Source organism: Virgibacillus sp. LDC1, from assembly GCF_025792345.1.
GTDB lineage: Bacteria > Bacillota > Bacilli > Paenibacillales > Paenibacillaceae > Paenibacillus_AQ > Paenibacillus_AQ lautus.
On the sequence record NZ_JAOXLZ010000001.1, the window covers coordinates 3,086,530 to 3,098,639 of the forward strand.

The 12,110-nt window shown below is 50.3% G+C and carries 11 protein-coding genes; 3 read left to right on the top strand and 8 right to left on the bottom strand.

Annotated features, from left to right (window positions below):
* Positions 1-6 precede the first annotated feature (6 nt).
* The 3 genes from OHJ21_RS13755 to OHJ21_RS13765 all read right to left on the bottom strand — a co-directional run bounded on the left by OHJ21_RS13755 (position 7) and on the right by OHJ21_RS13765 (position 1,764).
* Positions 7-582 carry a macro domain-containing protein gene (locus OHJ21_RS13755; RefSeq protein ID WP_100538193.1) on the bottom strand — a complete coding sequence of 192 codons (576 nt, stop codon included), beginning with the start codon at positions 580-582 and terminating at the stop codon, positions 7-9.
* Between the two features lie 69 nt (positions 583-651).
* Positions 652-1,083: a hypothetical protein gene (locus tag OHJ21_RS13760; RefSeq protein WP_127594299.1), complete on the bottom strand. Its 432-nt coding sequence runs from the start codon at positions 1,081-1,083 to the stop codon at positions 652-654.
* Between the two features lie 57 nt (positions 1,084-1,140).
* The gene (locus OHJ21_RS13765; RefSeq protein ID WP_326114063.1) at positions 1,141-1,764 is read right to left on the bottom strand and encodes a TraX family protein; all 624 of its coding nucleotides are present in this window, start codon (positions 1,762-1,764) and stop codon (positions 1,141-1,143) included.
* Positions 1,765-1,980: 216 nt separating this feature from the next.
* Here OHJ21_RS13765 and OHJ21_RS13770 point away from each other — a divergent pair, with 216 nt between their 5' ends.
* The gene (locus OHJ21_RS13770) at positions 1,981-2,154 is read left to right on the top strand and encodes a glycine zipper domain-containing protein (RefSeq protein WP_326114061.1); all 174 of its coding nucleotides are present in this window, start codon (positions 1,981-1,983) and stop codon (positions 2,152-2,154) included.
* 70 nt (positions 2,155-2,224) lie between these two features.
* On the opposite strand, the gene OHJ21_RS13775 is transcribed toward OHJ21_RS13770, so the two are convergent.
* From OHJ21_RS13775 to OHJ21_RS13790, 4 genes are all read right to left on the bottom strand, one after another.
* The gene (locus OHJ21_RS13775; RefSeq protein ID WP_486020273.1) at positions 2,225-5,446 is read right to left on the bottom strand and encodes a cellobiose phosphorylase; all 3,222 of its coding nucleotides are present in this window, start codon (positions 5,444-5,446) and stop codon (positions 2,225-2,227) included.
* Positions 5,447-5,556: 110 nt separating this feature from the next.
* Positions 5,557-6,567 carry a LacI family DNA-binding transcriptional regulator gene (locus OHJ21_RS13780; protein ID WP_326093264.1) on the bottom strand — a complete coding sequence of 337 codons (1,011 nt, stop codon included), beginning with the start codon at positions 6,565-6,567 and terminating at the stop codon, positions 5,557-5,559.
* Positions 6,568-6,716: 149 nt separating this feature from the next.
* On the bottom strand, positions 6,717-7,925 hold the full coding sequence (locus tag OHJ21_RS13785) for an SLC45 family MFS transporter (protein WP_486020274.1): 1,209 nt from the start codon (positions 7,923-7,925) through the stop codon (positions 6,717-6,719).
* A 4-nt stretch (positions 7,926-7,929) separates the two neighbouring features.
* The gene (locus OHJ21_RS13790) at positions 7,930-8,667 is read right to left on the bottom strand and encodes a glycerophosphodiester phosphodiesterase (protein WP_100538199.1); all 738 of its coding nucleotides are present in this window, start codon (positions 8,665-8,667) and stop codon (positions 7,930-7,932) included.
* Positions 8,668-8,891: 224 nt separating this feature from the next.
* Between OHJ21_RS13790 and OHJ21_RS13795 the strand changes: the two genes are divergently transcribed.
* A complete protein-coding gene (locus OHJ21_RS13795; RefSeq protein WP_326118813.1) occupies positions 8,892-9,338 on the top strand; it encodes a MarR family winged helix-turn-helix transcriptional regulator in 447 nt (148 codons plus the stop codon).
* A gap of 8 nt (positions 9,339-9,346) precedes the next feature.
* Positions 9,347-10,585, top strand: coding sequence for an MFS transporter (locus OHJ21_RS13800; protein ID WP_486020276.1), 1,239 nt, complete (start codon positions 9,347-9,349; stop codon positions 10,583-10,585).
* 150 nt (positions 10,586-10,735) lie between these two features.
* On the opposite strand, the gene bcbE is transcribed toward OHJ21_RS13800, so the two are convergent.
* Entirely contained in the window at positions 10,736-12,040 is a 1,305-nt protein-coding gene (gene bcbE, locus OHJ21_RS13805; RefSeq protein ID WP_326114106.1) for a bacillibactin exporter BcbE, read from the bottom strand.
* Between the last annotated feature and the right edge of the window lie 70 nt (positions 12,041-12,110).

The window sequence follows — 12,110 nt, forward strand, 5'->3', positions numbered from 1 at the left end:
CGGAGCTTATATTTGCGCCTCCTTCTCCTGCGTGAACTGCTCAAGCCAATGGACATAGAGTTCTTCATTATCAGGAGAAAAACAAACGAAATCAATCCGATCCAGACGGTTATCCGGCAGATCCTCCTCAAGCAGCTTCGTAACCGCCTTTAACGCAACGTCACATGCCGGAGCCTTAGGATACTCATAGATACCCGTGCTTATATTAGGAAAGGCGATGCTTCTGGCACCCACCTCGATTGCAAGCAGAAGACTGTTGCGGTAGCATTCCGCCAGCGTATGCTCCTCACGCCGTCCACCGCCCTCCCAGATCGGGCCGACCGTATGAATGATATGCTGGGCAGGCAGCCGGCCTGCTCCGGTGATGACGGCGTTGCCAGGCGGGCATCCGCCTTGCTGCTTGCGAATTTCCATACACTGCTCCATGATCTCCGGCCCGCCGGCGCTATGAATTGCGCCGTCCACGCCTTTTCCACCCAGCAGTCCCGAATTTGCAGCATTGACGATAATGTCGCCCGTCCATGTCGTAATATCGCCTATAAAGACGGAGACCGATGTCCTTCCGATTTTAAATGTTTTCATTTCGGAAAATCTCCTTTCGGTCTTTTATTTCTTTATTACCCCGCAAGTGGGTGGATTGACCCTGTTTGCCTATTCTGTTCTCGGCTTTTTTTTCGCAGCTGCAGACAGTCGGTCGGTCAAACTCTTCTCTTCCGGTCCTTGCAGCGCTTCCTCCACCGTACGGTAGAACATCAGCGTGCCGGTGTCCCTGGCCTTGGTCAAATGATGAAGAAACACATGGCCGGCTTGCTCCAGCTTCAGATCCTCGGATTCATTCTTGACCCGGCAAAGATATACCTTCATCATGCCTTGCGGATCGCGGAATTCCATGACCCCGATGGGACTCATCGACCTTTTGTCCTCCTCCGTGAACTGAGGCGTCATATAAACGGTATATTCCGAAGCAGGCGGAGGAATGTATGCTTCCCGTTTTTTATCCGCAATTAATTTGGAGTTCATGAATGCGATGTAACCCGCCGCCGCGAACAAAAGAATGCCGGCAGCAATTGCGATATTCAACATGTATGTCTCTCCTTGTATATAATCAATCCATCGGGCATTCACCTATAGAGTTTTTCTCTATAAAAACACCCGTAATAACGCAATAATCAGTAAATGCAGCGGATAAAATGAACGCCATACCCAGCGGCTCACCCGGATGGACTCCAGCTTCTTCCATACATGCGGGCCATAAGCTATTACAGCCGTCGGGATGACGCTCCACATCTGCAGCTCCCAGTTATTAAGGAACCAGAATAACAGGTTCAACACCATATGAAGCGGAACAAGCCAGCTGGCCTGGGCATATCGGAATATCAAAATCAACAGCAGGCCGTAAGCTCCGTAATCAAACGGAAATCCACTCATTAACGCACAGGCGGCAACAACAACCAACCACGATAACAGCTGGGAATCCGATCGTTCCAGCACATACAAAACGATGGCCCCAGCTACCAGGGTAATGACCACATTCAACCCTTCAGGATCCAGCGCAAGCTGATAGGGAATTTGAGAAATCGCAGCAATAACGGCCAGCCGAATGATATACTTGGGTCTCGAAGAAGTGAAGCGGTGCCCCTGAACGAGAGCATAGACGTAGATTGGGAATGCAATGCGGCCGATGATTCTCCAAACCTCCTGGTGCGGAAAAAACACAAGCCCTACATGATCAATCAGCATCGTCAGCATGGCGATCCACTGCATGATAACCCCCTCCTCGCACTCGAAGATGTTGAATCCATATGTACTTGAAATCGATATATCTATTATGGGTTGCAACACGGGGACTTGCAAGCGAAGAAAACATGAAGGAACCGGATATCCGGCATCCTAAGTCCATATCCTCTATAATAAGAACAATAGCAGCTTGAGAAGGAAACTTGTTTGGATCAACATGATGCAGATGGAGGTGACGGCCTTATGGAAAAGAAAAAAAACAACATGGCCCTTGGGATGAGCATGGGGATCGGCGTTGGCGTAGCGATTGGAGTTGCCATGAAAAATATCGCTATCGGCATTGCGATCGGTGCTGGCATTGGCATTATGTTTGGCTCAGCCATGACAAGCAATAATGAAAAGCCTCCTAATGAATAAAAAAAACTTCTCATAACTATCAATAGACCACCCGAGATTTGCCGGGTGGTCTACTTGGGGCAAGTGACATCTATCTCATTACAGCATGAATTGCCTGGATGTTCCCATTGCGGACTTCATGAGCCAACTCTCCTGTAAGGAGGGGGCCATCCACCTCGATCGAATCCCCTCCCACCGTAATGAGCGTTAATCGCTGAATCGTAACGCCGTCCTGACCATACGTATTTGCTGCGCGCTCACTGCGATACGTCACCTTGACGGAACCAAGGAAGGTGAACGACACTTCTTGATTCTCATCAAACAGCCAAGCCGGAAGCACAGGGTTCAGATGCAGCTGAAGCTGGTTGTCTTCGTAACGGAATACCTTTTTCCCTGCCATCATCGAAATCCACATACTTAGGAATTCGGCCGTCGATCCACTCAGCCTTGCCACAAAGCCTCGTCCATGCACGTGAGGATCCGGATTCACACTGCTGGCAATGAACGAGGAGTTCTCCAGCGTACTTCGTCCATAAACGGCCGGGTCCAAAAAAGGGATAAGGGAAGTTTTGATTTCCGAGAAAAACTCGTCATACAATCCGGCTTTTAATAATGAAAGCAAGTATTTATAGGTCATATGCAAAAATACGGATTCCCGCTCCAGCCAGCCCGCTGTAAATGCTCGGATGCGTCCAATTTCATCCGTTTCGCCTTCCAGGCTGACGGACGTTTTATACATCCCCAGCGCGGAATCATACAGATTGGAAGCCTTGATCCGATCATACATCGTTCTTGCCTGGCCTTCATCGGCGAGCTTCATTCCGCGGGCCGGCGCCTCCAGGAAATGCGGGAGCGCATAGGCCTTGAATTCAAGAACTTTTGCAGCGGGCAAACCATAGCGCGTGATGACCGGGTTCCCCGCTGCATCCCGAACCTCTTCATAGCGCTCGGCTTCAAAGCGGAAATACGTTGGCACGATTCCGCCTCCCATCTGCTCGGCACGCTGAATTCCTTCTTCGATTTTGTCCAGAAATGCCGCGTACATATCCTTCACGTTCTTCACCGAAAGTTCAACCTCCTCGCCGCTGATCCCGTACCGGACCGATGCACGATAGGCCTCACGCTGTCCCGCTACCCTGTCCCAATAACCGAATGAGTCCAGTGAGCCGGACTGATATTGCTGTACGGCTTCGTATACACTCTCTAAGTAAGACGCAATCTCCTCCGGGACCTGAATCGCTTGATGGCCGAACCGCTCGGCCGCATCCACGATAAATGCGACCATACGCTTCAATTCCATCGTTTCGCTCATGCCCGACCCAAACAGGCCCGGCAAGCCGTTCATCGCGTCATTCCAGCCCGGCTTGTTCGCCTCCATCTCTACCCCCATCCCGTAAGGATCGAGTGTTGCCATTTTATTAAGGGACAATGAGATCATTTTGACAAACAGATTCGTGCGGTAAATGCTGCCTTGTCCGCTATCTACCCGCAGCCATTCCGCCGCGTTCCGTTTTCTGCCGAGCTTGTTCAGCTTCTCCTCGTCCTCCAGCAGCGCACCGTATTGCCGTACCTTGCCACGGCTGATCACAACCTTCTCACTTCGTGGAAGGACGTACACCGGGCTGTCGAAGAACGTATACGTATTCTCGCCAAACAATAGTTCCTCATAACGGTCGGGATAAATGTCCAAGTAGGTATCAACCAAATCCATATTATACGTCCAATGATCCGACCAGAAACCCTCGCCGAACGAAGCCGCAAAATGTTGATCGGATATACTCAACAGCCCGGATAAGAACTGTTCCTCACCGATCTCCAGCCGGATGCCTTGATCCGAAATCGCGTTGATGATTTTACCCGGCGTATAATCCCCGGCGCATGCCTTGGCCAGCTTCTCATAATCTTCCTGCGCCGCGGAGGCCCGCAGCAGCGTCTCCAGTTCCTCCGCCTTCCCTTCACTTACGCGGAATTTCGTTCCCTCTACGCTAAGCGGGTTATAACCGTCGACTTGAATAAGACTGAAGAACATCCGAATGTTGAATGTGCCCACCTTCGGGTTGAAAAACACGTCATTTCGGCGGTTCTGATTCATATCCCGGAAATTGCCGTTCCCTTGTGAATAGTACTCCGGCGAAAGAGAGAAGAAGTTATAATCCCGCTCCGGATCCCCATGCTTGCGGGAGTATAGGTGGACGACCACTCCTTCCTTCCCGTTATCGAATAGGAACGGATATCCGCCCCGCAAAAAATTGTCCAGATAGGACTGACGGCTGTATTCATCAAATAGGGGTAATCCCGTTTTGGTAGCAACATCCTCGGTCAAGTTCCGGGTCAATGCCGAGGCCTCCTCGCGTTTCTTGAGGATATAGGCAGGAGAACACAAATCTTTTGAGCGCTTGTTGATTTTGCCGATATCGTTCACATGACCAATCAGCGTATAAACGGTCGCCGTCTCCCCGGGCGCAAGCCGGGCCGATAACCCGCTGAAGCCGCATGGCACCTTGTTAACGGGATACGGCGTGGCGTTCATCAAAGCTTCCATCGAACTTACAGCAAATCGATCGGGATAGATTAATGAAGTGTTTCCGCCGAATACAAGCTCAAAGTCTACAAGCGGCTTGATCAACTGCCCATGCTGATCAAACGACAGATAGAAGTGACCGCTCGTAACTTCGCTAACTTCCGCCTCGTCGTGCGTACTGGAGCGAACCTTATAGAACGGGATCCCCTGATCAAGGTTCTCCACTTCCATCCAGCTCCGCAGCAGATTGCCAACCTCCTTGTACCCGCTGTTCTCGACACCGTAAGGCAGAATCTCCGGCATGCCGTCCAGCAGCTCGAACGATTCCGTCCGAGTTCCGATATTCGTGATGCTGACCTCGCGGACAAGGGCGGCAAAATCTTCACCGGGCAGCTGAAAATACGATACCGAAGTGCGAAGTCCGTTACCGGCGTGCTCCTCCTCAATGACAAGTTCATTCTGACGGATCAACATCGTTCTCTTCGCATGAGAATCCGGCTGAAAGGACTGGAACGGCTCATAAACGGACGGTGCCCCCGCCAACTTGATAAACGTACGGAAGCCGGTAGCGGAGACGTTCTTATACGAGATATTCGCTGGAGAAAATTCCATGATCGGCGAGTTCTTATCGCGTATGCCGAAGCTGCATATCCCCTGCCCCCGATTCACATAAAAGGTCCACATCGGAATCCCTTTCAAGCCTGCGATTCCGGGCAGAAAGCTGGAGAATGGTTTGGCAAGGTCATACTGCTCGATAACAAAGGTATCCTTCTCAAAACGATAATTTGACATGTTCAGATCCTCCTTAAATTGGGTTCATAATCGACTCGACTTCAGGATCAATTCAGATTTCGAAACCGGTTTCGAAAAGCGGCAAAAATGAGTCCTGCCTTTAGGTTCACCTAGGTGACCGGGCGGCAGGATTCCCGGATAATCAATTGAACTGGCAGCATAACCGACTTGACTGTTGCGTTTTGTTCTTCGATGGAAGAAAGAAGGATCTCCGCCGCAACGGTGCCCAGCTGCTCCGTATCCTGGCGTATTGTCGTTAATGCAGGGGTGATGTAACGGGACATTTCAATATCATCAAAACCGATGATGGACACATCTCCTGGTACATTCAGGCCCTGATCCTGAACGGCACGAATAGCTCCAAGCGCGAGTAGATCTCCAGCTGCAAAAACAGCAGTCGGCCGATCCTCTAGCCCCAGCAGCCTCTTCATGGCTTCATATCCACTCTCAGTGGAGAAAAAATCGCTGCCGGTTATGTACTCTTCCCTTAGGTCCAGATCAAGCTCCCGAAGGGCTTGCTCATAGCCTTGCTGGCGCTGCTCGCCTGCAAACGTATTCAATCCGCCCGATATGTGGGCAATGCTGCGATGTCCAAGCGAATGCAAATACCGAAGTGCCTGCACGCTGCCTCCGATGTTATCGGAGTAAACCGAATGCACAAACTCCGGTGAGGAGTCCAGAATGACGCACGGAATGCCGCTCTCCAGAAGCTCCTGGAAATCAGGGTCCTCGCTGCTCGACAGAATGACGACCACACCGTCGACGCCCCGGATTTTGCAATGCTCCACATAACTGCTTCTTCGGCCGCCGACATCCTTGGAGATGAACATCAGATCATACCCTTTGGATACGGCAATTTTCTTAAAGCTTTCGATCACGGCTCCAAAATAGGGGTGACGAATCCCTGCTCCCGTAGCCTCCACAAAGAGAATACCAATGGTCCAGGATCGCTTCGTCGTAAGCGATCTGGCGTTTGCGTTCGGAAGATAGCCCATTTCCTTCGCGGTTGCCAGGATCTTGGCTCTCGTCTTCTCCCGGACATCCGGATAGTTGTTGAAGACTTTGGACACCGTCGTAGGCGAATAGCCTGTTTTCTTGGCAATATCATAAATCGTTGTCAACCTTGGAATCAGCTCCTGCACCTTCGCCGGCATATTCTAATTCAAATCTATCTGATATTAGATTCTACCTGTGCTGGCAGGCTCTCGTCAATGTTATTCCGCACGGACTAGCAGGAGCCGAACCTACGGTTATCAAACAAACCAATCGGCTAGGACAAGCCGGCGGAAGCGGTCTGCGATTGTGCAGGACTTTCCGTTTCCTGGTGGCGAATCATCAGAACGCAGATCAATGCAAGCAGCATGCTGCCTGCGGCACAATAAAACAGAATCGAATACCCCATGCCATCAATGAGCTTCCCTAGAAGCGGCGGTGACGAGATCGCCGCCAGCGAGGATACCAAATAGTACATTCCTGTCCGCGTCCCAATGCTGTCCTCCGATCCGGTAGATACGATAAACGGATAGGAGTTAATATTGATGCAAGCCCAGAATAATCCGCCAACGGTCAGCAATACACGGAGCCATAGCAGTGATTCGACCCAAGGTACGAGCGCGAAGACAATGAACAGCCCGCTGACGCCGATCAGAATCATCCGTTTCTTGCCGAATTTACCGCCAAGCCATCCGCTTGGAATGGCGAACAGAACAAAGGCGAGTGAAAAAAACGTTAGGGAAAAGGAAGCCTGCGATTCCGTTAGGCCCATCTCATTTTTCCCGTACAATGTAAACAGCGTCTCAACTCCCTGATAAGCGACAAACCAGAAAAATATCGCCGCCAAGAGCAGCACCGTCGTCCGATTGATCTGACTCTTAAAGGAAACTTTAGCTTTAGCGGCCGTCTGAGCTTGATAGCCTGGAGCGTCACGCTTCTCTTGAATAAACGTTCTCAAAATGAACAACGACACCAGCGTTATGCCGGCTGCGGCAATAAAAGGCAAAGCTTGATGAGCGCTATACAGTACCGAGCCCACGCCAAAAGCCAATATGGACCCTATGCCGCCCATAAAATTTATGATGCCGTTGGCTCTCGTGCGGCGTTTCTCCTCCGTAATATCCGGCATTAATGAAACGGTGGGCGAACGATACAGGCTCATGGCCAGGTTCATGAGGACCATGAACAGTATCAATGTTACCATCCCGGTGTGAAACGGAATGATTGCGGTAAACAGAGCGCCAAGCGGCATGCCGATGAGCAGATAAGGCATTCTTCTGCCAAACCGGGTATGGGTCCTGTCGCTGCGACTTCCGATCCATGGCTGCAAGAACAAGGCAAAGTAATTGTCGATCGTCATAAAAAAACCGATCAGTGCGACGCTGGATATGTAATCCTCCAGAAAATAGGGCACAAACGCATTGTACAGCGCCCAGGTAATACTAATGCTGAAAAAGCCAAAGCCCAGCAGCCATGTTTTCTTCACAAAGTCACGCTCCCTTGGTCTGTAGCAATCCCCCGAGTACATTCGGATAATCCGTAATAATGCCCGCCACGCCAGCATCGATCAAGGCTTTCATCTGTTCCTCGTCATTGACGGTCCAAGGGTGATAGACTACGCCATGCTGCTTTGCTTCCGTTACCCATTCCGGCAGAACCGCGCGATGGTATGCGTGAAGCGCATCCGCTTTCGCCAATTTGGCATACTCCCATGGTTTGTATAACCCTTCCCCATACAGCAGGCCGGTACGGATTTCAGGATCAATATGCTTGCACTCCACCAGAGAATAATGATTGAAGCTTGAAATGACGATTTGCTCTGACATTTTGTAATGCCTTACGGTCTCGATCACACGCTTTTCCAGCTCAGGATATTGAATCGACCCGTTCTTCAGCTCGATGTTCACGATCGTACCATGGCTTTTTGTCAATTCCAGCAGTTCTTCCAGCAGCGGAATCCGTTCCCCTTGAAAGGCGGCCCCAAACCATGAGCCTGCGTCCAACTTGGCCAGCTCCTCATATGTATAATCCTTGACAAGCCCTTCAGCCCCCGTCGTGCGTGCGACACTCTCGTCATGGATCAAAACCAGCTTTCCATCCTTCGTCATCTGAACATCAGTTTCAATCCCGGTAGCACCCTGCTCCAAGCCTTTGGCAAAGGCAGCCATCGTATTCTCGGGGCATATGGCCGATGACCCACGGTGTGCAAAATTAATCAATTGTGACATTTGTACTTCCTCCTGAGTGGTGAGATATTGGTTTGTACTATAAATATAGCTCGCCATTGTTAGAGCTATGTTATCATTCCATTTTTCATATTCCACATCGTTTAACGAAACCCTGTCATGTAGACAATTAATTTTTTAAATGGTTTGACTGATTTGTATGTCAGGCATATAATTGTTTAGACAACTATTTTTGAAAATTTGAAATGAAAGGTGTGACTTGTTTCTTGAAAATACCTAAACGCAACCCCTCCATCGGATTTCATCTGGGTTACACCTATCGCCGCGCCTCCCATTTGTTTGCGAATGCCTTGAAGCCCTATGATATTACCCCCGAGCAATGGTTGGTTCTGTACCACATCGGAGAGCATGAAGGGGTGAATCAGAAGGAAGTTGCCGCCAAAGCAGACAAGGATCAACCGACCACTACCCGTATTTTGGATCTGCTCGAGAAAAAAGGATATACCCGCAAATCCGTATCGGTTAACGACCGGAGAGCTTTCCAGCTCTTTTTGACGGATACAGGGAAAGAATTGATCGCGGCAACCACAACCATCGAAAGTCAATGCGGAAGCCAGTTAATCGAAGGCATTGACGATCATCAATTAGAGATGTTCTGGGACACACTCTCACGCATCAATGCCAACATAGACAACTTACACAAACAGGAGTGATGTTTCACATGAATGAAATGAATACAAAACAACGTTTATGGACCAAAGAATTCATCACCTTGATGGTCAGCAACCTATTTCTGTTTCTGACCCTGCAGATGATGCTGACCACGCTGCCCGCATACGCCAAGGAGGCGTTTATGGCAAGTCCGCTTCAAGTCAGCCTGATAACCAGCCTGTTCGCCTTCAGCGCGATCGCCTCCCGCTTCGTGTCAAGCAAAGCGCTGGAAAAAGGAAAACTGCGCCTGCTGCTGTACGTCGGGCTGATGATTTCGCTTGCAGCCACGCTGGGCTATTACTGGGCATCCGGGATCGCCTTTCTGCTGCTGATGCGCGTTTTGTTTGGCATCGGCTTTGGCATGACAAGCACCTCGTTTCCTACGATGGCATCGGACGTCATTCCTATCAAACGACTGGGCGAAGGCATGGGATACTTCGGATTATCCACTACGCTCGCCATGTCGATCGGCCCGATGATCGGCTTGACGCTCCTGCAAGACGGGGGGTTCACACCGCTTGTGGTCATCACCGTCATCATCAATATACTTATCTTCCCACTCGCCTACGTTCTAACGTCAAGATCGGCAAAACGGAAAACGGAGCGCCCCGCAGCGGTTCAACCTCGAATTGAGGATCAACCGAAGGGCTCATTCAACAAAAAGCTGATTCTCCCCAGCGTCCTTAACTTTTTGATGTCCATTACGTACGGAGGGCTGCTAAGCTTCATGGCGTTGTTCGGCACCGAGGCTCACCTCCGGAATCCCCAGTATTTCTTCTTGTTCAATGCCATTGCCATCATTCTGGTACGGCCGTTCTCCGGCAGAATCTATGACCGCTATGGACACAAGGCGATGGTTATACCCGCTGCTGTTCTGATGGTCACCGGTCTGCTGTTGCTGACCTTCGCCTCATCGACGGGTACTATGCTGTTATCAGCATTATGTTATGGCCTTGGCTTCGGCGCGATGCAGCCGTCCATCCAGACCTGGATGATCCAGGAGGTTCATCCGCTCCAGCGCGGCATGGCCAACGGCATGTTCTTCAACTCCCTGGATTTCGGTGTCGCTATCGGCTCGATCGCGCTCGGCTCCATTGCCAAATCCACTTCGTACACGATCATGTACCGATATTCCGCCATTGCGCTTGTGCTGTTAATCCTGATTTATATCATCATGCAGGTAACCGGCAAATCGCGCTCCAAAGCAACCTTAAAGCTTGAGGATACCGAACCCACCGCTGCAGGATAACGGAGATTGCAGCGAAGCCAAGAGAAGCAGCGGCATATGAACTTCGAAAACGTCTCAGGAATGGACCAGGAAACAAAGTAGACGATGAAAGTTCCTCCATATCAATATGCTCCCCGTCCATATCCGGATATGAGAAAAAGGTCTTGTCCATTATTTATGGACAAGACCTTTCTTTTTCAAGCCCTGCGGTTTCTTGAAGTCGACTCGGTATGAGTTCCCTCCGGTGTCGTCTTTCTTCGCCTCCGGCTTCACGGCGAATAATGTGAGCAGGCCGCCTACCGCCGCGACGGCTGCCAACGTGCCGAACAGAACCCAATGATTCGCCCCGAGCAGCAGCGAGACAACTGGCGGACCAAGCGATACGCCGATAAAGCGCATACTGCTGTACAGAGAGGTAATGGTACCGCGCTGTTCCTTCTCTATACCTTCCGTCAGCAGCGTGTCCATGCATGGCAGGACCATCCCGATCCCGATGCCGCCAAGCGTCATCATTCCGACTACAAAATAGATCTGAGCGCTAAATCCGGTGACGATCAGGGAGGCCGTCAAAATGGCCATACCCGCGAAACCGGTCCACTTTTTAGCCGCTTTATTTTTGCCTGTGAATTTACCGGCTAAATAGGAAGACAGACATAACAAAGCCAGCGGAATCGCAAGCACCAGCCCTTTCACCACACCTTGTAAATGGTAAGTGCTCTCGAGCGTTTCCGACAAATAGAAAAGTACGCCGAATACGCCAAACATCGCGATGCCGCCGATGGCAAATATCGCATACAGCCATCTTCCCTTCTCGTGCAAAACCTGCTTGGTTGTTTTCAAAAACTCGCGAATGGATTGTTTGTCGTTGTCGTTCGACTTCGGTGTCTTCACAAGAAAAATGACAAGCACGATAGAGATCAAGCATAGAATCGGAATAGCTATAAAGGGCAAGAACCAAATAAAACTTCCGAGCAGGGCACCCAGTATCGGGCTGACTACCTTGCCAAACGTATTGGAGGTTTCGATAATACCCAAACTCTTACTGACCTCTTCTTCCTCTTTAAACATGTCACCGACAAGCGGAATGACAATGGGGAATGCCCCGGCAGCACCAATCCCCTGCAGAAACCGTCCCGCCAAAATAACGTAATATGCCGCCGTCCCACTCAGCATCCAGGCTGCCACAGCCGAGACAGCTCCGCCTAATGCCGCAATAATTAAGCTGGGGATGATGATCTTCTTTCGTCCATACCGATCCGATAAATAACCGGCAATCGGAATCAGTAAGATGGCTACAACAGCATATACCGTTATAAGCATACTGACTTTGAAGGAACTGATCCCCAGAGCTTTTGAAATCTGCGGCAAGATGGGAATCAGCATGGAATTGCCCAACGTCATGATGAGTGGTATGGATGCAAGGGCAACCAGATCCCATTTCTTGTTTTCCATGAGAGAAGACCACCTTTGCGTTATCTGTCATCCATATTGTAGGTTCTTTTGCCCAGAATATGCATGATTGCAAGGTGGCCGTTTTTTCCCATAT

What these genes read in the sequence shown, in the direction of transcription:
- OHJ21_RS13760 (WP_127594299.1), bottom strand. Translation starts at nt 1,083, where the DNA reads ATGTTGAATATCGCAATTGCTGCCGGCATTCTTTTGTTCGCGGCGGCG.
- OHJ21_RS13765 (WP_326114063.1), bottom strand. Translation starts at nt 1,764, where the DNA reads ATGCAGTGGATCGCCATGCTGACGATGCTGATTGATCATGTAGGGCTT.
- OHJ21_RS13775 (WP_486020273.1), bottom strand. Translation starts at nt 5,446, where the DNA reads ATGTCAAATTATCGTTTTGAGAAGGATACCTTTGTTATCGAGCAGTAT.
- OHJ21_RS13790 (WP_100538199.1), bottom strand. Translation starts at nt 8,667, where the DNA reads ATGTCACAATTGATTAATTTTGCACACCGTGGGTCATCGGCCATATGC.
- OHJ21_RS13800 (WP_486020276.1), top strand. Translation starts at nt 9,347, where the DNA reads ATGAATGAAATGAATACAAAACAACGTTTATGGACCAAAGAATTCATC.
- OHJ21_RS13770 (WP_326114061.1), top strand. Translation starts at nt 1,981, where the DNA reads ATGGAAAAGAAAAAAAACAACATGGCCCTTGGGATGAGCATGGGGATC.
- OHJ21_RS13755 (WP_100538193.1), bottom strand. Translation starts at nt 582, where the DNA reads ATGAAAACATTTAAAATCGGAAGGACATCGGTCTCCGTCTTTATAGGC.